General features: G+C 47.1%; 20 protein-coding genes and 1 pseudogene. 9 read left to right on the top strand and 12 right to left on the bottom strand.

All coding sequences use genetic code 11. The features are described 5' to 3' along the window. Nucleotides 1-190 precede the first annotated feature (190 nt). Together ilvB and QUA25_RS02805 are read right to left on the bottom strand one after the other, a co-directional pair. Nucleotides 191-2,026, bottom strand: a complete 1,836-nt coding sequence (gene ilvB / locus QUA25_RS02810) for a biosynthetic-type acetolactate synthase large subunit (protein WP_333035390.1) — start codon at nt 2,024-2,026, stop codon at nt 191-193. A 571-nt stretch (nt 2,027-2,597) separates the two neighbouring features. Beyond that, a complete protein-coding gene (locus QUA25_RS02805; protein WP_333035388.1) occupies nt 2,598-3,896 on the bottom strand; it encodes an MFS transporter in 1,299 nt (432 codons plus the stop codon). A gap of 353 nt (nt 3,897-4,249) precedes the next feature. Here QUA25_RS02805 and QUA25_RS02800 point away from each other — a divergent pair, with 353 nt between their 5' ends. Continuing rightward, nucleotides 4,250-4,588, top strand: coding sequence for a P-II family nitrogen regulator (locus tag QUA25_RS02800; protein ID WP_006633346.1), 339 nt, complete (start codon nt 4,250-4,252; stop codon nt 4,586-4,588). A gap of 156 nt (nt 4,589-4,744) precedes the next feature. On the opposite strand, the gene rdgB is transcribed toward QUA25_RS02800, so the two are convergent. The 7 genes from rdgB to QUA25_RS02765 all read right to left on the bottom strand — a co-directional run bounded on the left by rdgB (nt 4,745) and on the right by QUA25_RS02765 (nt 12,472). Then, nucleotides 4,745-5,332 carry an RdgB/HAM1 family non-canonical purine NTP pyrophosphatase gene (gene rdgB / locus QUA25_RS02795; RefSeq protein ID WP_333035385.1) on the bottom strand — a complete coding sequence of 196 codons (588 nt, stop codon included), beginning with the start codon at nt 5,330-5,332 and terminating at the stop codon, nt 4,745-4,747. A 305-nt stretch (nt 5,333-5,637) separates the two neighbouring features. After that, complete coding sequence (locus QUA25_RS02790) at nt 5,638-7,062, bottom strand: phosphoglucomutase/phosphomannomutase family protein (protein ID WP_333035384.1); 1,425 nt, start codon at nt 7,060-7,062, stop codon at nt 5,638-5,640. A 206-nt stretch (nt 7,063-7,268) separates the two neighbouring features. Beyond that, nucleotides 7,269-8,003 (bottom strand): GTP cyclohydrolase I FolE, encoded by a 735-nt coding sequence (folE, locus tag QUA25_RS02785; protein WP_333035382.1) that lies wholly within the window; start codon nt 8,001-8,003, stop codon nt 7,269-7,271. A gap of 110 nt (nt 8,004-8,113) precedes the next feature. Then, entirely contained in the window at nt 8,114-8,839 is a 726-nt protein-coding gene (locus QUA25_RS02780; protein WP_333035381.1) for an SDR family oxidoreductase, read from the bottom strand. Nucleotides 8,840-9,081: 242 nt separating this feature from the next. Next, a complete protein-coding gene (gene accA, locus QUA25_RS02775) occupies nt 9,082-10,062 on the bottom strand; it encodes an acetyl-CoA carboxylase carboxyl transferase subunit alpha (RefSeq protein ID WP_333035380.1) in 981 nt (326 codons plus the stop codon). A gap of 549 nt (nt 10,063-10,611) precedes the next feature. Beyond that, complete coding sequence (locus tag QUA25_RS02770) at nt 10,612-11,634, bottom strand: long-chain acyl-[acyl-carrier-protein] reductase (RefSeq protein WP_333035377.1); 1,023 nt, start codon at nt 11,632-11,634, stop codon at nt 10,612-10,614. Between the two features lie 145 nt (nt 11,635-11,779). Further along, complete coding sequence (locus QUA25_RS02765) at nt 11,780-12,472, bottom strand: aldehyde oxygenase (deformylating) (protein ID WP_333035375.1); 693 nt, start codon at nt 12,470-12,472, stop codon at nt 11,780-11,782. 70 nt (nt 12,473-12,542) lie between these two features. Here QUA25_RS02765 and QUA25_RS02760 point away from each other — a divergent pair, with 70 nt between their 5' ends. The 3 genes from QUA25_RS02760 to QUA25_RS02750 all read left to right on the top strand — a co-directional run bounded on the left by QUA25_RS02760 (nt 12,543) and on the right by QUA25_RS02750 (nt 14,231). Continuing rightward, on the top strand, nt 12,543-12,734 hold the full coding sequence (locus QUA25_RS02760; protein WP_333035373.1) for a hypothetical protein: 192 nt from the start codon (nt 12,543-12,545) through the stop codon (nt 12,732-12,734). Between the two features lie 231 nt (nt 12,735-12,965). Continuing rightward, nucleotides 12,966-13,784: a carbohydrate ABC transporter permease gene (locus QUA25_RS02755; RefSeq protein WP_333035372.1), complete on the top strand. Its 819-nt coding sequence runs from the start codon at nt 12,966-12,968 to the stop codon at nt 13,782-13,784. A 111-nt stretch (nt 13,785-13,895) separates the two neighbouring features. Further along, nucleotides 13,896-14,231, top strand: a complete 336-nt coding sequence (locus QUA25_RS02750; RefSeq protein ID WP_333035371.1) for a transporter suffix domain-containing protein — start codon at nt 13,896-13,898, stop codon at nt 14,229-14,231. 60 nt (nt 14,232-14,291) lie between these two features. Here the strand turns inward: QUA25_RS02750 and QUA25_RS02745 are convergent, their stop codons facing one another. After that, complete coding sequence (locus QUA25_RS02745; RefSeq protein WP_333035370.1) at nt 14,292-15,320, bottom strand: hypothetical protein; 1,029 nt, start codon at nt 15,318-15,320, stop codon at nt 14,292-14,294. 349 nt (nt 15,321-15,669) lie between these two features. Here QUA25_RS02745 and QUA25_RS02740 point away from each other — a divergent pair. The 4 genes and pseudogenes from QUA25_RS02740 (at nt 15,670) to QUA25_RS02725 (ending at nt 19,003) form a co-directional block, all read left to right on the top strand. Continuing rightward, nucleotides 15,670-15,867, top strand: a pseudogene (locus QUA25_RS02740) (DUF433 domain-containing protein). Between the two features lie 133 nt (nt 15,868-16,000). Beyond that, complete coding sequence (locus QUA25_RS02735; protein WP_333035369.1) at nt 16,001-17,749, top strand: pentapeptide repeat-containing protein; 1,749 nt, start codon at nt 16,001-16,003, stop codon at nt 17,747-17,749. 57 nt (nt 17,750-17,806) lie between these two features. Beyond that, nucleotides 17,807-18,346 (top strand): hypothetical protein, encoded by a 540-nt coding sequence (locus QUA25_RS02730; protein WP_333035368.1) that lies wholly within the window; start codon nt 17,807-17,809, stop codon nt 18,344-18,346. A 21-nt stretch (nt 18,347-18,367) separates the two neighbouring features. Continuing rightward, nucleotides 18,368-19,003, top strand: a complete 636-nt coding sequence (locus QUA25_RS02725) for a hypothetical protein (protein WP_333035367.1) — start codon at nt 18,368-18,370, stop codon at nt 19,001-19,003. Nucleotides 19,004-19,101: 98 nt separating this feature from the next. Here the strand turns inward: QUA25_RS02725 and QUA25_RS02720 are convergent, their stop codons facing one another. Next, nucleotides 19,102-19,374: a hypothetical protein gene (locus tag QUA25_RS02720; protein WP_333035366.1), complete on the bottom strand. Its 273-nt coding sequence runs from the start codon at nt 19,372-19,374 to the stop codon at nt 19,102-19,104. 88 nt (nt 19,375-19,462) lie between these two features. On the opposite strand from QUA25_RS02720, the gene QUA25_RS02715 reads away from it, so the two are divergent. Continuing rightward, on the top strand, nt 19,463-19,618 hold the full coding sequence (locus QUA25_RS02715) for a hypothetical protein (protein ID WP_333035364.1): 156 nt from the start codon (nt 19,463-19,465) through the stop codon (nt 19,616-19,618). On the opposite strand, the gene QUA25_RS02710 is transcribed toward QUA25_RS02715, so the two are convergent. Beyond that, nucleotides 19,603-19,764 carry a hypothetical protein gene (locus tag QUA25_RS02710; protein ID WP_333035363.1) on the bottom strand — a complete coding sequence of 54 codons (162 nt, stop codon included), beginning with the start codon at nt 19,762-19,764 and terminating at the stop codon, nt 19,603-19,605. The genes QUA25_RS02715 and QUA25_RS02710 overlap by 16 nt on opposite strands. Nucleotides 19,765-19,767 lie beyond the last annotated feature (3 nt).

The raw sequence follows: 19,767 nt of genomic DNA, 5'->3' as shown, positions 1-19,767 counted from the left end.
TCTCGCTTTTATCCGAGGCCAGATCCCCCTAAATCCCCCTTAAGAAGGGGGACTTTGATCGGACTCTTGTCCCCCCCTTCTTAAGGGGGGCTAGGGGGGATCTGGCCTCGACGAGAAACAGCAGTCTATGACTACGTTTGACCTTAAGTTGAGACTAATAGGCACAGCCTAAGTCCCCACTCAAAACTCGTTAAACTTTTGTCCCGCACTCAGGACAAAACTTATTGGTCGAAACATTCTTAGCGCCGCAACTCGGACAATAAATCAACTCTGCAGATTGCAACTTGCTACGTTCAGGCAAGCCAACCATTTGAGCGTTGCTCTTACCTGGAACTACCATCGGATAGCAGTTTTCGTCCCTCGTTACCTTAACGTTCATCACCACCGGGCCCTCGTGAGCTAGCATTTGCCCGATCGCATCTTTGAGTTCCTCCGGCCGCGAAACCAGCATCCCTCTCACCCCATAAGCTTCAGCCAGCATCACAAAATCCGGCATCCCCACAGTCATGTTCGACGACGAATAACGCTCGCCGTAGAACGCCTGCTGCCACTGCCGCACCATTCCCTGCCAGCCGTTATTTACAATCACAATCTTGACATTAATGCCGTATTGTGCTAACGTTCCGAGCTCTTGAATATTCATTTGCACGCTAGCATCGCCAGCAATACAAATCACTTGCTCATCGGGTAGCGCCATTTTCGCGCCCATAGCAGCCGGCACCCCGTAACCCATCGTGCCCAAACCAGCGCTAGAAATCCAGCGGCGCGGCCCGTTGTTCAAGAATTGAGCCGACCACATTTGATGTTGACCGACATCTGTTGTGTAGTAAGCATCCGGCGCTTGAGTAGCCAACTCGGAAATCACCTCTTGCGGAGACAAAATGTCTGGGTAATGAGGCACAACTAACGGATAGTCCTGTTTCCACTGATCGATCCTGTGCAGCCATTCCGCAGTCTGTCCGGCCTTCCCCGAAACTCCAGTTTCCCGACAGCGGCGCAGCAAATCGACCAAAACTTGGCGGACATCTCCGACAATCGGCACATCAGGGCCGCGATTTTTGCCTACTTCCGCCGGATCGATATCGATGTGAATCACCTTTGCGCGCGCGGCAAACTCGTCTAATTTCCCGGTCACGCGATCGTCAAACCTCGCCCCCACAGCAATCAGCAAATCGCACTCGGTAACGGCAAAATTAGCGTAAGCAGTGCCGTGCATCCCCAGCATTTTCACCGACAAAGGATGGTTTTCGTCAAAGGAACCTTTGCCCATCAGCGTTGTCGTGACCGGCAATTGGAAAAGTTCGGCGAGTTCCTTAATTTCCTCGTGGGCCCCCGCTGCGATCGCCCCGCCCCCGACATAAAGCAAAGGACGCTTTGCTTCCTGCAGCAAATAGATTGCTTGATTAATTTGCCGAGGATTTCCCTTCACCGTCGGCCGGTAGCCCGGAATTCTCACCGATCCGGGTTCCACGGGCAGATAGTCAAATTCTTCTAAACCCACATCCTTGGGCACGTCAACCAAGACTGGCCCCGGCCGCCCTGTACTCGCGATGTGGAAAGCTTCTGCCACAATTCGCGCCATATCTCTCGGGTCGCGCACTACATAAGAATGCTTGACAATTGGCAGGGTAATCCCGTAAATATCAGTTTCCTGAAACGCATCAGTGCCGATCGCCGGACGAGGAACCTGACCAGTAATAATTACCATCGGGATCGAATCCATGTGGGCTGTCGCAATCCCCGTTACCAAATTAGTTGCGCCGGGGCCCGAAGTAGCAAAACAAACCCCTACTTTGCCAGTAGCGCGGGCGTATCCGTCAGCCGCGTGAGCAGCACCTTGCTCGTGGCGCACCAGAATATGTTTGATAGCGCCAGTTTCTTCTGCGCGGTAGAGTTCGTCGTAAAGCGGCAGAATTGCACCGCCGGGATAACCAAAAATATGCTTGACGCCGTGGCGGATCAAGCTGTCAATCAGAGCAAATCCACCAGTTGCACGCCTGATGGTCACTTTAGTTTTTAGTTGCACAGAATTTCCTTCCTTAAACTAATTATGATTTTTAATGAAAGCTTTTATACTACTTTAATCTCAATTAATGAAACTAGGAAAATTTAAGTGGTGAGATTTTACAAAAGATTGCGCGATCGCAAAGAGTTCGCCCGATCGAGAAATTGTGGAACTGCAGAGGAAGAAAAGAAACAGAGGAAATAGTGGGCTCTATGCGTGTTTACCGCAATATGACGCTTTTAGAGCATTCGTGATTCGGCATTCGACAAGAAAAACAATCGTTTCAGCAATTAAGAACGTCATAATCATCAGGGCGGTTGCTATGTTATGGATCGATCGCGAAAAGAAAGCCCTCTTCCCTCTTCCCATTGGTGTCAACACTAGCCTAAAACCCTTGATAAATTTTGTTTAGACGCGAGTCTCGATCCTGCTCCCATTCCCGTTAAGAAGGGAAACTAAAGAGAATGCTCTGGTTGCCCCCAACTATCAGGGGATATCGACAATCATCGTCAAACAGTAGATCGGTACTACATTTGACCTTAAGTTGACACCCATCCCCTCTGCCTTCTGCCTTCTGCCTTCTTTGCAAAGTTCAGAGAACATCCTGCAAGACTTTGCGAGTATGTTTCCAAGCTGCCATTCCCATCACGGAGACCAAAAAGCCCAAACTCAGCAACACGATCCGCAAGCCCAAGTCATCGTCGCCGACAGCATTACTGACAGCATCCGTCAGCGGGCCGGTCAGTGCTAAAGGCAGGCTCAGAGCAATATTAATCGCATTGTTTTCCAATCCAAAGACTTTGCCCCGCATAGATTCTGGAGTTTTTTCTTGAATCAGAGCCTGCATCGGCCCGTTAATTAAGGAAGCACCAAAACCGAACAGAGCACTCAATCCGAATCCCACCCATAACTGTCGAGTAAAAGCAAACATTGCTAATACAAAACCCATCATCAAGAAACCGATTAAAGGCAGAGGTTTGTGGTGCATTCGATGACCCCAGTGTCCCAAAAAGGCTGCACCGAAGACCATTCCAATTCCCGCTGCAGCGAGCAAAAAGCCAAATTGAGTTTCTTTGAGACCTATTTTGCCTGAAAGCGCGATCGCCAGCACCTGAAGCGCCGCAAACACGGAATACAAAATTGTCAACTGCACCATCGCGTTGCTGACAAGGTGATTGTGTTTCAAATAGCGCAAACCTTCTTTGAGATCTTGCCAAGGATGGACGTTTTTGCCACTGCTGCCGGCATGACTTTCTTTGATCCGCATGGCATAGATCAAACCGGCAGATATCAGGTACAACCCGCCCAGCATAAACTCTTGAGAATCGGCTCCGAAGCTGTGTTTTACCCAACTAAACAGCGGTTCGCCGATCGTCATCCCGACAATAATCCCGCCCATTGTGGACGAGGCGAACAGCGCATTTGCCGACATCAGTCCCTCTCGCCCCACGGCCAGGGGGATTGCAGCCTGCTCTGCCGGAGCAAAAAATTGCGTTACGGTAGAGATCAAAAACGTCATCGTCAACAAAACTACAAAAGCTTTGGGCAAAAACGGCAAAGCTACAATCAACCCGGCTCGAATCACGTTGCAGGCGACCAGCATTTGCTTTTTGGAAAAGCGGTCTACCACGATACCGGCTACGGAACCAAAGACGATCGCCGGCACTGTGTAGGCAATCATCACCGCTGACAGCATAGAATTTTCCGAATGTTGCCCAGAAACCGGCCAGGGTCGGTAGTCGCCGGTTTTCAGCAGAATAATCAGCAATACGTAAAAGATTTTATCCGCCACTTGGGCCAATAACTGGCCCGTCCACAAGGCGAGGAAGGGGCGATTTCTCAGTAGGGCATCAAGCCCGCTGCGGTCAGGGGGAGGGCTGGCTGGGTGCATAAGAATAGTTTAACTGACCGCCTCTGGCAATTATAGTTTTCAGCAATACGTGCAAATCTGACATAGCAAAGCGGAAACTCGGAAAACTCCTGTCTCCTGCGTTCTTTTTCTGTTTTAGCAGATCGGCGGGGGACGCCTGCTGCAGTCTTCTTAACTCTACCGCGATCAGCCGGAGCCCAGAACCCGCGCCCCCGAAAAATCCGAGAAGATTGTTAAAGGTTGGCGTGCATTTCATCGTGAGTACAAGATAGGGTAATATACTTGACAAAATACTTGCTGTTGGCCGTGATATTAAAAGATGTCACGCCGATTAAGTAATATAACGAAGGTACTAACTGTTAGGAGTGAAAAACTTGAAAAAGGTTGAAGCTATTATTCGCCCCTTTAAACTAGACGAAGTGAAAATCGCACTCGTCAATGCTGGTATTGTGGGGATGACTGTTTCTGAAGTTAGAGGTTTTGGCCGTCAGAAGGGCATGACAGAACGCTATCGCGGTTCTGAGTACACCGTTGAGTTCTTGCAAAAGCTCAAGGTGGAGATTGTTGTGGAAAACGATCAAGTTGACATGGTGGTTGATAAAATTATCGCGGCTTCCCGCACGGGCGAGATTGGCGACGGCAAGATTTTCATCTCTCCTGTAGAACAAATTATTAGGATTCGGACTGGGGAAAAGAACTTGGAGGCAATCTAAGATACTGGGGCATTGGGCATTGGCCAAACAGGGCATTGGTAATTGGTCATCGGTAACTAATCATTGCCAACGAAATACCTCTTTCCTGTTCAGTTTTGATACCTAAGTGTCAATATCCAATGCCACAGTTACCCCCTGTTTGGGCTTTTTTATTCATTAGGAGTTGACAAGGTTCGGCATTTGTGGTATTAGAGCATGAAAGGCTCGACCGCGGTGAGAGTGCGATCGCTTGATATCGGGTGTCATTTCTGCAAAAGTCTGTTGCTGTGTGGGTACGTAGAAAATGGGGTCATATCCGAAACCTCCCGTACCGCGAGGAGTGTGGAGGATTTCGCCACGGCAAATTCCTTCTACTTGCAAGGCAATTGTACCGTCGGGACGGGCGATCGCGATCGCGCAAACAAATTGTGCTTCCCGGTTTTGTTCGCTACCCAATTCATTGAGAAGTCGAGATATCCTGTCAGCATCGGTTTTCCCGTAGCGTGCCGAGTAAATCCCAGGTTGGCCGTCGAGTGCATCTACCATTAAACCAGAATCATCGGCGATCGACCATTTGCCCGTTGCTTTCGCCACTTCAGACGCCTTCAAGCAAGCATTAGCCATAAAAGTTTCGCCTGTTTCCTCGATTTCCAACTCTTCCGGTTTGAGTTCCAATTCCCATCCCAAATCCTGAAGATAAACTTGCATTTCCTTGAGTTTACCCGGATTGCCCGTAGCTACAACTAGCAATTTGCGATCGGTCATTATTTCAATTAAAACTTACGAATTGATATTAACAAAAAAAACGTCGCACGATCGCAAATAAGTAGGTGTGCAGAATTAATTACACAATATTTCTACTGAAACCCTTGCCTAGCAAGGAGTCTTTATGTAATTAATTTTGTGTGGTTACTTAAGTTATATTGTTTCTGGTTGCTTGGGAATTTATTGCTTGTAGGCTGGGAAATAATGGAATTTTTTGACCGCAGATATCGGCGGATGAACACTGATTAACGCTGATAGTATTTGAGCTATTTTTATCTGCGTTTATCTGCGGTTGAAAACTCGGATTAATTATGCGCCCAGTTTTTCGCCCAGTTTAAGTTTTGCATAACTTCTTTCAATGTCGCCGCTTCTGAATACAGCCGCAACACTGGTTCGGTTCCGCTAAACCGAATTAACAGCCAACTTCCGTCAGCTAAGCGGAACTTATATCCGTCAACTTTGTTGCAATCTACAACTGCTTTGCCGGCGATTTCTGTTAAGGGTTGATTTTGCAGCAGCGACAGCAAACGCGACCTTTCTTCCATGTTTGCTAAGTGCAAGTCGATTCTGTCATACGCTGAAGTAAAGCTTGTTTCTTGTTGCAGTCGGCTGTAAATTTCGCTTAAGTCTTCGCCGGATTTGACAACTGCTTCTAACAAGTACAGCGCTGCCAGTAAAGCATCTCGTTCGGGAATGTGTGTACCGTAGCCAATTCCTCCCGATTCTTCGCCACCGACTAAGACTTGGGTGGTTAACATTCGATCGGCTATATACTTGTAACCGATCGGCGTTTCAAATAATGGCAAGTTGTACAGCTTGGCAATTTTGGGAATTATGTCTGAACCGCTGACTGTTTTGATGACTTCCCCCGTCAAGCCGCGCCGTTTTGCTAAATGTTCGATTAAGATGGGAACTAGGATTTGTGAACTGAGAAAGTTGCCGCTAGAGTCAACTGCTGCAATTCGATCGCTATCTCCGTCAAATACAAATCCGATTGACAAACCAGAACTTTTTCGCTGGTGAGTACGCATCACCCGAAATAACTGCGACAGGTAGCGCGGCAAAGGTTCCGGTGCACCGCCTCCAAACAGCGGATCTCGATCGCTATTGACTTCATGTACCGGAACTTCTAAAATTTGAGCTAATCCTCCGGCGGCGGCACCGTGCATTACATCTACAAATACTGTAATTTTGCCGCTGGCGATTGCTTCTTTAATCGCCTCAATATCTACCATTTCCCGCAAGGTTTTGCAGTAAGCCGGCCAAGGATTGAAATTCTCCAATTTGCCCGGAGTTGCTGAAAGTGCCGCCGGATTTTCGAGTTTTGCTTCTATCTGTTGAGTAACTTCGGGCGAAACTGAACCGCCAAATCCGCCCTTGACTTTTAACCCTAAATATGCACCGGGGTTGTGGCTGGCTGTCAGGACGATCGCACCCAAAGCATTTAATTGTTTGGCAGCTAAACTGAAAGCTGGAGTGGGGGCGTAGGATTCGCTCAGCAGCACGTCAAATCCTGCATTTTGGACGGCAACAGCCGCTGTTTTGGCAAATTCTTCAGCCAGAAATCGGCGGTCGTAACCGACAATTACGGTACCGCTGCTGCCATCGCTACTGCCGGTTTGTGCGAGAACTTGTGCCGCTAGGGGAGCGACTAACGCTACGCGATCGAATGTAAAATCGTCAGCAATGATACCGCGCCAGCCATCTGTACCGAATTTAATAGGATTCATTTAGTCACAAGTCATGAGTCACCCGTCTATTTTATGGGTTTATCAGTCGATCGTCATCTGATTTTAGATTTTAGATTTTAGATTATGGAATTGCGACTGCGGATGAATCAGGGGGCTAGTGACCAAATTACTTGATTGCTAGCCACCAGCCAAAAAGTGATTGGCTGATGACTAATGACTAATGACTAATGATTAATGACTAATGATTAAAAGAATGCCGGTTGGTGGCGGATCAAATTCAGGAATTCTTCGCGAGTTTTCTGTTCTTCTTGGAACACGCCCAACATTGCACTCGTAACCGTCCAAGCACCAGGTTTTTGCACACCCCGCATCGTCATGCACATATGGCTGGCTTCCATTACTACAGCTACTCCCTTCGGTTCCAATATTGTCTGAACTGCTTCGGCGATTTGGCGGGTCAAACGTTCTTGCACCTGCAATCGGCGGCTGTACATCTCGGAAATTCGGGCTAATTTGCTCAATCCCACTACTTTTTGGTTGGGAATGTAAGCAATGTGAACTCGGCCCATAAACGGCAGCATATGGTGTTCGCACATACTGAATACGCTGATGTCTCGCACCAGTACCATTTCGTTGTGGCCTTCGTCAAAGATAGCGCCGTTGAGGAGTTCTTCGAGGGATTGACTGTAACCGCTGGTGAGAAACCGCATTGCTTCTGCTACCCGTTTTGGGGTTTTGAGCAATCCTTCACGTTCGGGGTCTTCTCCTACTCCCAGCAGCATTGTACGAACGGCCTCCATCATTTCTTCCATGCCTACTTCTGAAGGTTTTGGCACGCTGGATTCTTGACCGTTCGAGGAATTGCGATCGGGTCGAGTTGGGATGCGCGGGGTGTTGTTGTCTGCGGTTTGTAACAGTTTCATGCTGTCAGTCGAAATTGAGTTCGAGCCATTGGAATCGGGGGAAGATGCAATTGTCATAACAATTTGGTGTGAGGGTGAATCGATTTGCGATTTTGGATTGGGGGATATAGCTATAGATTCAAAGATTGTTGAATTCGAGAAAAATCCAGCAGTCTAAAATCTCAAGTTCACAAAACTCCTGCGTTGGACATGAGCGTGATTTCTTCAATTACTGCACTTGCTGGCAACTGAACTGCGTGCAGAATTGATTGGGCGACGATTTCTGGGGTTAACATGGCACTGCGATCGAAGTCGGCTTCCACGGTGTCTGTGTCCCACAGAGGAGTATTGACAGAACCCGGACAGATTGCTGTTACGCGAATTCCGTGAGTCCGTTCTTCGGCGGCTAAGGTTTTAGACAAAGCCATGAGACCGAATTTGCTGACGCAGTAGGCTCCCCAGTTGGGGAAGGCTTGGGTGCCGGCGATCGAGGAAACGTTGATGATGATTCCCGATCTGCGATCGCGCATGGAGGGCAAAACTCCTAAAATGCACTGCCAAACGCTAGTCAAATTGAGGTCTAGAACGCTCTGCCACTCGGCTAGGGGCGTTTCCGTCAAAGAGCCGGTGTAGCCCATGCCAGCGCTGTTGACCAGGATATCTACGGAACCCAATTGAGATGCGATCGCGCTGATGCTGCTTTGCACTTGCTCAATTTTTGCCAAGTCTAAGGGATAAGCTTCTGCTTTCACTCCGACTTCTCGGGCTGCTGCGGCAACGGCTTCTAAGTTTTCCGACTCTCGGCTAACTAATGCCAGATTTATGCCCTCGGCTGCGAACGCTAGAGCCGTCGCTTTGCCAATACCGCTGCTGGCTCCGGTTATCAGAGCCTGCTTTGTTGTTGGATGGTTCATTCAGTGTCCTAATACTTTCGCTCGGCAACTCCCTACAGCGTTGCAGCCTTCTTCGGCAAATTAAACAACTGTCTGCTGCGGGTGATAACAGTTAATTATGAGATGAACATTAAGAACTGTTAAGCCGGTGTCACCTGAGAAATTATAACACTGCTGACTGATCGGCAGAATAATGAGCTGTGAGTTATGAGTTTAAAGTTAAGAATTTTTAACTCATAACTGATAACTCTGAATCGATCGGCTCAAGCAGAAATTTCAGTGAATACACCTATGTGGCGAAACTTTTGATACCGAAGCTCGCGTCGCTGCTGAGCCGTAAGCTGTGTGAGTTCTGCTAAGTTTTCCAACAAAGCTTGTTTGAGTATGGAAGCAGCTTTGAGGGGATTCGAGTGAGCGCCGCCGATCGGCTCTGGTACTATTTGATCGAGAATGCCGAGGTTTTTCAAGTCCCAGGAAGTAATTTTCAGGGCTTCTGCGGCCAAGTTAGCTTTGCCAGAGTCTTTCCAGAGAATGGCCGCGCAAGCTTCGGGAGTGGCGACGGTGTAGACGGAATGTTCCAGCATCAACAGCCGCTCGCCGACACCGATACCCAAAGCGCCGCCGGAACCACCTTCGCCGATGACGGTGCAAATAATGGGAACGTCGAGGCGAAACATTTCTCGGAGGTTGCAGGCGATCGCCTCTCCTTGTCCAAGCTGTTCTGCTTCTAAGCCCGCCCAAGCCCCCGGAGTGTCGATAAAGGTGAAAATTGGCATTCCGAAGCGATCGGCGTGTTCCATCAACCGCAGGGCTTTGCGGTAGCCGCCGGGAGCAGCCATACCGAAGTTGCGGGCGATATTGTCTTTAGTGTCGCGCCCTTTTTGATGGCCGATAATGACTGTGGGACGCCCATCTATGCGGGCAATTCCACCGACGAGGGCCGGGTCGTCTCCGCCGCGCCGATCGCCGTGAAGCTCGATCCACTCGTCGCTAATTGCCTGAATGTAATCGAGGGTACTGGGGCGGCGCGGGTGACGGGCGAGTTGCAGCCGCTGCATGGGGGACAAGCTGCTGAAGATTTCTTGTCGCAGTTGGGCTGAGCGAGCTTCGAGTTTGCGGATTTCGTCGGTGACATCGACGCTGTTTTCTTCGGCGAGTTCGCGAATCTGGTGAATTCGGCCTTCGAGTTCGGCCAGGGGCTTTTCAAAATCTAAGAGTAAGGGTTTACGATCTGGGTTTGGCACGCGGATAATTTCTATAAGGTTTTGTCGATCGACTATTTTCCGATCCTACCCTGTCAGGGGATGCTGAAAAAGAGGGGAAATTTGGAAGTTGTAAATTTTGAATTATGCTTGGCTTACTAAGCTGGTTGAAAACCAGAGGCTGGAGCCTCGTTTTTTGCTACACTATTTTGGCTTACTTCTGAGTTTTAGGCCCATATTTCCCAGCGCTCCTGGGTTCCCCATCGCCACAAAAGACCTAACCCTGCTGAACTGTTCCCAACTCCAAAAAGCGACACCAGCGCGATCGAACTGATCCCTTCGGAAGCTTTAACAGCCGTGTCTATATTACCTTTTTTCGCCAAAATTCAAATATCAGAAGAATTAAAGACAAACTCTTGCCACCAATCACATCCGCTTGTTCCGAACTACAAACTACTTTTCTTCGGGTTGTGTGAGCTGAGCTAATGTTAATAGTTAAGTGTTAAAAATTTACTATTAACTGTATAAAAAAAGTTACTGGTTATTATCAGAAAAACTTTCCTCAATAACCAATAACCACAACAAATCACATCAAAATGACATTAAAGGTCTGAAACCGTGCTTGACAGAAATATGACCGATTTGCTCCATCTTTTCCACAGTGATTTGATTGCGTCCCCAAGAAAAGTTGGTATACATTTTTTCAAATTCCAGCAGCATTGATTCAGCAAAACAGGCAAACAACTGTCGGCCCGGTACATCCATATTGACAATCTTCATAATTTTCCACTCAATATCGAGGGAATGCTCCACAATGCCGCCATTGAGTACGTAAATTTCTGGATGCTGAACCTGAGTTGCCAGATTTTTCGGATAGCCACCGTCAATCAATAAACATGGTTGCTTCAATGTCTTAGGGTCAATTTCTACTCCCTTGGGCATACTGGCTACCCACACTACAATATCCGCTTGGGGGAGGGCTTCTTCCAAGTCCATAATTTTGCCTCTGCCCAATTCCGATTGCAAATCTTGCAATCGTTCTTTGTCGCGGGCAATGAGCAACAATTCTGCTACATTTGTTTTAACATTGAGCCAGCGACACACAGCACTGCCAATATCGCCAGTAGCACCACAAACGGCTACCGTGGCTTTTGAAAGTTCAATCCCCAATTTAGGGGCTGCTTCTTCTACTTGGCGGCAGAGGATGTAAGCCGTGTGAGTGTTACCAGTGGTGAAGCGTTCAAACTCCAACTTGAGATTGCGAATTTGCTTAATTTGCTGCAAGTTGAAAGTCTCAAAAATGATCGAAGAAAAGCCGCCTAAAGCAGTGATGTTAATCCCGTTTTTTTGAGCGTGTGCCATCGCATTAAGGATTTTGCGAGTGGCTGCTTTAATCCGGCGAGTGGCTAGCATTTCTGGCAAAAAACAGGACTCCACATAGCGGCCTTCTATTTTTTGTCCAGTGATGCTTGTTACCGTGATCTGATCAACTATTTGGGGCGGTGCGCTGCACCAAAAATCAAGACCTTGATCGGCATATTCTGGATAGCCCAGCTCGTTAGCTACTGATTGGGCGTGTTCTAAGCTGGTTAAGTGACCGATTAGACCAAACATTAAGTTGTCAAATGAAGGAAGATTGAAGATGGGAAGATGGGAAGATGGGAAGATGGGAAGATTAAAAATGTATATTTTAAAATGAGGTATCCCATTTTTAATTTTTAATTTTTAATTTTTTTCCCATTCCTTATTTCCAAATTAACTAGGCTGCGAGGCCCTGTGCTGACATCCGCATGATATCGCGGTTGTTAAAGCCTATGTTGCCTAGGGCTTCGCCGTAGGCAATCATAAAGTCTTCGATTAAAGCGTCTTTTTCCATTCCCAAAACGCGGGCATCGTCTGCGACAGAGTTTAGCAGTCTCCAGATGATGGGCAGGTTTTGGCGGTTGGCAGCTTCGAGTTCGGCTTTGGATTCCTCAAAGTGAGCTTGCAGCCAGACTTCCCCAAAGTTGAGGTGGGTGTATTCTTCTTTGACGACGCCTTCGGTGATTTTGCGAGCAAAGTCATCGGCGACGGGGATGTAGATGTTGTAAGCTGCGATCGCAAAACACTCGATAATTAGCGATTGAATCAACAAGCAAGTTACAATCTGACCTTGGGCCGCTGCCGTCTGGAAGTTTTTGTGCAATTCCGAAAAGAACTCTTTGGCAAATGCCATGTCCGGCGTGACTTTAAGATTCCGGCCACAAGCTTGGAAGCCCTTCATGTGACGGTTCTCCATCTTGGACAAGCCAACTAACTCTGCTTTTTTGTCAGCCAACAGTTCGGCCAGTGTCAGGTAATTGTCGTGAGCTTCTTGTTCGCCTTCAATCACAATGGCGTTGATGCGACTGTAAGCATCTTTGTAAGTTTCGGTTTGAAAGTCAATTGTTGGGCTGGCCTCAAGCTGGGGCATAGATATGTAGTCTCCTCATATAAGCTTGTGGGATGTCTGCAAACCACTTTAAAATTGGGGGTCAGTGACAGTGCACTTTACCTTTTTTGAACGCACCCCATCTAAATCAGAGATTATAGCTGAGGATTCTTTCGACAAAGAACTTTTCTTTGACGTTCCGGGAAAAACTGGCGTCATCAGCGTGTTTGGCGGAGTTTTGCCGTCGAACACTCCAGAAAGACTATCGCTAGAATGCTATCTATTTACTAATTACTTGAATTAGTCGTTAGTCGATCTTTTGCCCGGAAATAGATGATAGAAATACGGTCTATGTCTCCACCTTTCAGGGTTTTACAGTACCAACTCTATCTATAACATTATATCCTAATCACAACTTCCTCCCTAGGTACTCCTTCTTTCCTTCTACGACTATTATGTTGTTGTATGGGAATCGGGGATGCGATCGGGTTGGAGAACCTCACAGGCTTATTATTTTAGGTTAATTCACAAATTTATGGGTAAATCCTTTGACAGGTCTCAAACGCTGGAACTGCTGAGTTTTATTTTGTTGCTGGCGGGGGCTGCGCTGGTGCTGCTGCCGCTGGCTGCTGTATTTTTGGTTTCCTTATCACCATCTGGTGTGGGTGTCAAGGCCACAGGCCTGACTTTTGCGAACTATCAGGAAGCTTGGCGACGGGGCAATTTTTTGTTGGCATTTGTTAATTCTACTCTAGTGGCGATCGCAGTGACGGGTTTTCAGGTTGTAACTTCTGCTTTGGCCGGTTACGCCTTGGCCCGGCTGAAGTTTCGCGGGCGACAGGCGATTGTGTTGGGGGTTTTGGCAACGCTGGTAATTCCGTTTCAGCTTTTGGTGATTCCCATTTTCATGGTTTTGAAGTGGGGTCATCTGCTGAATACCTACGGGGCGCTGATTTTGCCGACGGCGGCTAACGGTTTTGGAATTTTTCTGCTGCGCCAGTATTTTATGACTGTTCCCGTGGAGTTGGAGGAGGCGGCAATGCTGGATGGGGCTAACCGCTGGCAGGTTTTGTGGCAGGTGATGTTACCTTTGGCCCGCCCTGCTTTGGTGACGCTGTTTTTGTTTACGTTTATCGGGGAGTGGAACGATTTGTTTAAGCCGCTGGTGTTTACGACGCGGCCGGAGTTGCGGACTGTGCAGTTGGTTTTGGCGGAATTTCAGGAACAGTTTACTAGCAGTTGGCAGTTGTTGATGGCGGCGGTGGTAATTGGAACTGTACCGGTGGTGTTGCTGTTTTTGGCCGGTCAACGGCAGTTTATTCGAGGGATTGCGGCGACGGGGATTAAGAATTGAGTTGGAGATGCTTGGCAATTAAGTTTGTAGTCATTTGTGGAACCATTCTCAAGAACAGGCTTTCGGGTCTGTTCTTGAGAATGGTGCCAGATGTGATTTTGTAGTCACTCGGTGATTGAACTCGCTACTATACAAACGAAGTTTACTTTCAGCACACTAAGAGATCAAGGGCATATCAAAGCTGTATTATGTGAATCTATGCAGAAGCTCGGTTTATTTTTATTTATCGTATCTTTTCTACCGTGGTTGGCAGTCTTTTTTGTTGTGCCGTTCCTGCCGCTGGACATTACCCAAAAAACTACTTTATCTGTCGTTCTGGCTGTTGGGGCCGAGGTTTGTTTTTGGATTAGCGTAGTGCTGTTGGGAAAAGAAGTAGTTACCAAATATCGGCGTTATTTGCATCCCCGATATCTTTGGAAAAAAATCAGAAATTTTAACCGCAGATGAACAGGAATCGACGCCGATAATGAGCCTGGAGATTGGCGTTTATCTGCGGGCAAGGTTGAGTTATTCGCTGAAAATTTGCAAGCGAATAGAGCGTTCTCCGTCTCCAAAATCCACTTCAATCTTTTCTCCCGAAAGAGTGTCCAAGCATCCCAAAAGCAACCGCAAATTGGGTGTGCTTGCTCCTGTATCCACGTACAATCTATCGGCTAAACTGCCTAAACGCTTCCAAATCGTGTAGAGTTTGACTACTGTTTGTTCTAGCTGTGCGGCTTGTTTTACAACGTCGGCGGTGGTTCCCAAACAGCCTACTCGCAAAGATTCTTCTAAGGCCATTTCCATGTCTAAGTGAGACTGATTGAGAGCTTGCACTTGGGCGGCGGCGTCGAGATATTTGGATAAGTTCTTGGCGTCGGATGTTAGCTGTTTGACAGTATCTACGTCGGGATTTTCTGCTACTTCTTTTTGAATTTCGCTTTGGTGAGATGGGGAGAGTTTCTCCATTTCTTTGACTAAAGGAGCGAGGTAGCGGGAAGGTAGAGAACCCGTAGATGCTTTTTCTTTGACTTCTTCTGGCAATAAATCTGAGTTCATTGCCATCCATTCGTCGGAGAGTTGTTTGACTTCGCGGCGGGTGATGCGATCGCCACTTGCTGCGGCATCTGTTACCATTTGCTGGACTTCGGGAGATGCTTTGGCGGTTTCTACAAAGGCTCTTTTGCTGAAGTTTCTAATGGAATTTGGGTCTAAATCTCCTTGCTGGATCAGAGTATCGGCACTATTAGCTAATTCTATCAAAGAATAGGCTTGACTTTTGCCAATTTCTCTTTCTTTGAGCCAGTTCAAAAAGCCTGTACCGCGTCCTTCGCCGCCTTTTTTTTCTCTGTCTCGGACTGTTCGGAGAATGCGTCCCCGCCAAATGTCGGTTTGCAAGTCGAAGCGATCGCACACTTTCCAGGCATTGTCAACCTGATTGTCAAAATCAAAGTCTGGTATTTGTTCGTCTTCGGGGTCTGGCAATTGGAAATTGATATCGGTAAAGCCGTTGAGGGCTTCTGCAAGTTCTGCGGGATTTAGGGGGACTTCAGCCATTAGGAAAAATTTGTGTAGTGCAACAGCCGGTTTAATTGGGAACTTGCACGGGTTGACAGTTGAGACGCTATATGTAGCGGTAAGGTAGGCAAGATTTACCTACTAATAGAGCTTTCATGCAAGTCATATTATTATTGCACGATGGAGGGCGATCGGTGAAAAGATACCCAAAATGACTCCGGGCACGCCCCTGATGGGACTTGAGGGTAGTGCTGGCTGTGCGGGCATTGATTTAAAGTGAATTAGGAAATTAAAGGAACTAATAAAATGCTGGAAGCTACCAAACGTTAGGAGCGCTCTATCCCTTTGTTAGCCTAGAATTGAGAAAATAAGCTAAAGGGAAAGTGCCATGTCAGAACAAGACATCGCTAATATTATTACGATCGAACCGGGTAAGCGAGGGGGGAAACCTTGTATTCGAGGCAGGAGAATTACCGTTGATGACGTGTGGGAATATTTCGCTTCTGGGATGAGTTAGGAAGAAATTCTAGATGATTTTTCCTATCTTACCCAAGATGATATTTGGACTTGTTTGAGTTTTTATTAAATAGTTATCATATTATGTTTCGGTAATCGCTAATAATGATTTTGTAGTAAGAGGGTAAGGCTCGCGAGCTAGAAGCTCGCACTGTAGTCCTCATTAATTGACCGGACATAATATTATATCCCTGCGTGAAATCATGCCCAAAGACTTCTCCGGTAAAAATCTCCGAGGCCACAATTTCAAAGGTCAAAACCTCACAGGTGCAAAATTTATCGGTGCAGACATCCGAGGCGTAAACTTCACCAATGCGATCCTCAGAGACGCTGACTTCACCCGTGCCAAAGCTGGACTGCAACGCCGCTGGACAATTTTTCTAGTAACTGTCTCGCTATTTCTATCGGTAATGTCGGGATTGATTTTAGGTTTTGCTAGTTTGTGGGTAGCAGTGTTTTTCACTTCAGATAGCCTCAAACAGTACACGATTATTCCGGGTGTGGTTGTGTTGATAGTTTTAGCAATCTTCTTTATAGTAACTATCCGCCAAGGTATATGGACAGCAGCAGTGGCAGCGGCAGCGGCAGTCGCAGTCGCAGCGGCAGCGGCAGCGGCAGGGGCAGTCGCAGCGGCAGGGGCAGTGGCAGTGGCAGTGGCAGTGGCAGTGGCAGGGACAGGGGCAGTGGCAGTGGCAGTCGCAGTGGCAGGGGCAGTGGCAGTGGCAGCGGCAGTGGCAGCGACAGGGGCAGTGGCAGCGGCAGGGGCAGTGGCAGCGGCAGGGGCAGTAGTAGCGGCAGCGGCAGTGGCAGGACTAGGTATTTACGTTGCTTGGTGTGCCCTGGCTGGGGATGAGAAACAGGCATTGATTCGCAGCATTGCTATTGCCTTTGCCGCTACAGGTGGCACTAGCTTTCGGAATGCCGATCTAACTGATGCCAATTTCACTGAGGCAACTCTCAAAAGTACAGATTTTAGAACCGCCAATCTCACTCGCACTTGCTTCCACAAAACAGAAAAACTCGATCGCGCGCGAGTCGGTAATTCGATATTAGCTGATGCCCGCGTCCGAGAATTACTCATCACTGGCAATGGCTACAAAAAATCATATTTCGGTGCGAATCTCCAAGGAGCAAACCTGACAGGCGTTGATCTCAACTATGCTAATCTCAAGCAGGCTAACCTCAGCGAAGCAACTTTGCATCAAGCTAATTTGGAATTCGCAAACCTGACTGAAACTCAAGCCTTAGCAACCGATTTTACAGAAGCTTATTTTACAGGTGCTTGTTTGGAAGCTTGGAACATAGACGCTAATACAAAGCTCGATCGCGCTGACTGTCGGTTTGTTTATCTTCTAGAATATCCCAAACCGGGAACGGACGATCGCGAACGCCGCCCCAGCAGTGGCGAATTTGCACCGAGAGAATTTACCAAACTGTTTGAGGAGGTTTTGAACACCATCGATCTAATTTTTCGTAACGGTATTGACTGGAAAGCTTTTGTTGCTGCCTTCAAAAAAGTGCAAGTGGAAAATGAAGGAATGGAACTTACTATTCAGAGTATTGAAAATAAAGGCGATGGAGTCATTGTTGTCAAAGTTAGCGTACCACCTGATACTAATAAGGAGCAGATTCATCAAAATTTCACACAAATTTATGAACTAATGGTGGCACGATTGGAAGATAAAGAGAAGCATATAACTTTTCTGGAAGGAGTCGTTAATCAACTGGCTGCTAAACCTGTTACCATAGAAGTTAAAGCTACAGCCGAGAATAAAATCGGAAGCGACAACATCGACCAAAGTCGCAAAGTTGAAATTTCAGGAGGAACGATTAGCGCTACCGGTGCCGGCTCATTAAGTTTAGGAGATAATGGCGGTACAACAGCCAACACGATCGAAGAGTTGCCTGATTCAGCCGTTAGCGCAGCCCTCGAAGAGGATCGCCCTTCCTGACAAAGTGAGTAATGCTATAATTTTAATCAAACTCTGGTAACAGCGGAAATCAAAGCTATGAGCGTATCAGTAGATTCAGAGAAACCGGAATTTAAAGAATTACTGCTGCAATTGCAAGCTGCGATTGCAAATGAAAATACAGAATTGTCAATCCAGAGTATAGAAAATTCCGAAAAGGGAGTAATTGCCATCTTTGTCAATGCTTTGACCGAGGATAAGCAAGCTATAATTTATCACGAGTTAAAGCAAAACTACGAACTGCTGTTAAAGGCTATTGAAGATAAATATCAAGCTGAATTGCGAGCAAAAGATTGCGAGATTGCCATGTACCGTCAAGAGATAGCTATTTCCGAAGCAGTTTCTAAAAGTGTAACAGAGCTTGAAACCGATGCTCATTCCAGTCAGGAAGAGGAGTCGATCGCCGAATCAGAGGATGTGGAGTCACTAAGGGCGATCGCCCAAAAATACAAGGCAGAATTAAAATATAAAGATGAGGAAATCGCTTTATATCGCCAGCAAATAGCTGAAATGAGAGAACTAACAGAGATGTTAGCTAAACAACCGCTGTCGATTAATATTATTCAGGAGGATAAGTAAGCATAAAGTCTTACCCAAACCATGCAAAATGACGAAAGTCTTACTCGAATCATCCAGGCATATGAGCAAATTATCAAAAATTTAGAAGCCAAGCACAAATCTGAACTGCAAGCTAAAGATAGAGATATAGACTTTTACCGTCAAAAAAGTTTGGAGTTAAATGAACTTCTCAAATTGTTGGCGACGCGACCTGTTAATGTTATTATTAATAATAATGAAGTTAAATCTACATCAGAGAATAAAGTTATGAGTGACCAAAGTCGCAAAATAGAAATTACAGGCGGAACCGTTAACGCTAGCGGTGCAGGAGCTTTAAGTTTAGGTGATATCAGCGGTACTGTTGCCAATACAATTAATCAATTATCTGATTCTGCTAAACCAGATGAACCGGGAATAAAAGAATTATTGACCCAGTTACAAACAGCGATTGAGGCTGAAACTGATTTATCTGATGATGATAAAGCTGAAGCATTGGAGCAGGTAAAAACTTTGGCACAAGTAGGGAAAAATCCCCAAGAAAGTACAATGCAAAAGGCGGGGAAAACGGCAATGAAAATTTTGAAAGGGACTATTGCTGGTTTACCTAGTGCGGCGACATTGGTAGAAGCTTGCAGTAAATTGTTGCCCGCGATCGCAAGTCTCTTACTTCTACCCTGAAATCCAATATCAACGCCCAGTAAGTAATTGTATTTTTAGGGCGGGCGAGACGCCCACCCCACGAAGATTCTTCGCTTCAATCAAAATGACAGCGCAGCTTACCGTCCAGATTTTCTCGGCGGTGTATCATCAGTCGATCGCTTCCGACGGATCAGCACGCTCATCACTTGCTTCGGATTGGCTGCACGTTGTACGGGGCTCCAATCGCCGACTTCGGCAAATCCTAGTCGGTACAAAGTCAGTATGGTTTCCCTGACTCCCTTGGGCGAACCGACAACCGTTAACAGCACAACTTCCTGTTCCGATACTGCTGCTGAGTCGTCATTTGGGCGATCGAATTTGTTGTCGTCAGGCACGAATTCCTGTGACATAATATGTTCTCCTGGTTTTGGGTTTTCTAGAAAAACCCAAAAACCCAGCCGCCCCGCATTTCAACGCATAGCAGGGCGGCTACAGAGGATGTTAAGATACTCCGTTAGCCTCCAGACTGCTGATACCAGTTTGGCGGTTAGCTGTCCATTGCTGTTACGAGCAGCTTTGGGCAGTGCAACTAGATTTTTGGGCGACGCGGGCTGCATCCTCTACAAGCAAGCAACCTCTCACTTCAAAGCGTAGCCGCAGATGGGGGCCGCCGTCAATCGATTTTGGATTTTGGATTTTGGATTTTCGATTGAAGAATTGATCCCCGGACTAATCTGGGGACTTTGGGGGTTTTGATGCGGGATTGGCGGGTTTTGGGCGATCGCACCAATGAGACTCACAAA

Origin of the sequence: Microcoleus sp. Pol17C6 (assembly GCF_036701145.1) — a bacterium.
Taxonomy (GTDB): domain Bacteria; phylum Cyanobacteriota; class Cyanobacteriia; order Cyanobacteriales; family Microcoleaceae; genus Microcoleus.
Note: the sequence above shows the minus strand (reverse complement) of the source record. Positions and strands in the feature narration are given on the sequence as shown.

What these genes read in the sequence shown, in the direction of transcription:
- QUA25_RS02805 (WP_333035388.1), bottom strand. Translation starts at nt 3,896, where the DNA reads ATGCACCCAGCCAGCCCTCCCCCTGACCGCAGCGGGCTTGATGCCCTA.
- rdgB (WP_333035385.1), bottom strand. Translation starts at nt 5,332, where the DNA reads ATGACCGATCGCAAATTGCTAGTTGTAGCTACGGGCAATCCGGGTAAA.
- QUA25_RS02790 (WP_333035384.1), bottom strand. Translation starts at nt 7,062, where the DNA reads ATGAATCCTATTAAATTCGGTACAGATGGCTGGCGCGGTATCATTGCT.
- folE (WP_333035382.1), bottom strand. Translation starts at nt 8,003, where the DNA reads ATGACAATTGCATCTTCCCCCGATTCCAATGGCTCGAACTCAATTTCG.
- QUA25_RS02780 (WP_333035381.1), bottom strand. Translation starts at nt 8,839, where the DNA reads ATGAACCATCCAACAACAAAGCAGGCTCTGATAACCGGAGCCAGCAGC.
- QUA25_RS02770 (WP_333035377.1), bottom strand. Translation starts at nt 11,634, where the DNA reads ATGTTTGGTCTAATCGGTCACTTAACCAGCTTAGAACACGCCCAATCA.
- QUA25_RS02765 (WP_333035375.1), bottom strand. Translation starts at nt 12,472, where the DNA reads ATGCCCCAGCTTGAGGCCAGCCCAACAATTGACTTTCAAACCGAAACT.
- QUA25_RS02755 (WP_333035372.1), top strand. Translation starts at nt 12,966, where the DNA reads ATGGGTAAATCCTTTGACAGGTCTCAAACGCTGGAACTGCTGAGTTTT.
- QUA25_RS02745 (WP_333035370.1), bottom strand. Translation starts at nt 15,320, where the DNA reads ATGGCTGAAGTCCCCCTAAATCCCGCAGAACTTGCAGAAGCCCTCAAC.
- QUA25_RS02735 (WP_333035369.1), top strand. Translation starts at nt 16,001, where the DNA reads ATGCCCAAAGACTTCTCCGGTAAAAATCTCCGAGGCCACAATTTCAAA.
- QUA25_RS02730 (WP_333035368.1), top strand. Translation starts at nt 17,807, where the DNA reads ATGAGCGTATCAGTAGATTCAGAGAAACCGGAATTTAAAGAATTACTG.
- QUA25_RS02725 (WP_333035367.1), top strand. Translation starts at nt 18,368, where the DNA reads ATGCAAAATGACGAAAGTCTTACTCGAATCATCCAGGCATATGAGCAA.
- QUA25_RS02720 (WP_333035366.1), bottom strand. Translation starts at nt 19,374, where the DNA reads ATGTCACAGGAATTCGTGCCTGACGACAACAAATTCGATCGCCCAAAT.
- QUA25_RS02715 (WP_333035364.1), top strand. Translation starts at nt 19,463, where the DNA reads ATGTTAAGATACTCCGTTAGCCTCCAGACTGCTGATACCAGTTTGGCG.